Consider the following 383-nt stretch of genomic DNA (forward strand, 5'->3'; position numbering starts at 1 on the left):
GTCCGGTTCGGCCACCGCTCGCGACTGGAAAAAATTGTCAGCGTCGATGTGATCGAAGGCGGTATCGAGCGCCTCGGCCCACGACCCGAATCGATTCTTGTACGTTGAGGGCCAGTACTCGCCCTGGTCTTTCATCTCCTCGATCGTGGGGGCGCGGCCGACCTCGTCGTGAAGGCGCTGGAGTTCGTCGAGAAGGTCTTCGGTCGGGATACGCTTCTGGGGATCGTTCGGCTCGAATCCGGCCTTCGCGACGGCGGCGTTCCACGAGTCGAACCGGCGGAGGACGGTCGTGTCGGCGATGTCGCTGTGGTCGCAGAACTGTTGGAGCGAGGGCGCGCCGTCGGCGTCGGCGACGTGGACGCGGCGTTCGCCGATATCGACCA

The 383-nt window shown here is 64.8% G+C and carries 1 protein-coding gene; it reads right to left on the minus strand.

All coding sequences use genetic code 11. From position 1 onward, the window contains the following. Positions 1 to 375 (minus strand): homing endonuclease associated repeat-containing protein (locus tag EXE44_RS22165; protein ID WP_369333867.1); only part of this gene is annotated, 375 nt, incomplete at its 3' end. Between the last annotated feature and the right edge of the window lie 8 nt (positions 376 to 383).

Source organism: Halorubrum sp. SS7, assembly GCF_005435055.1.
Classification (GTDB): Archaea; Halobacteriota; Halobacteria; order Halobacteriales; family Haloferacaceae; genus Halorubrum; species Halorubrum salinarum.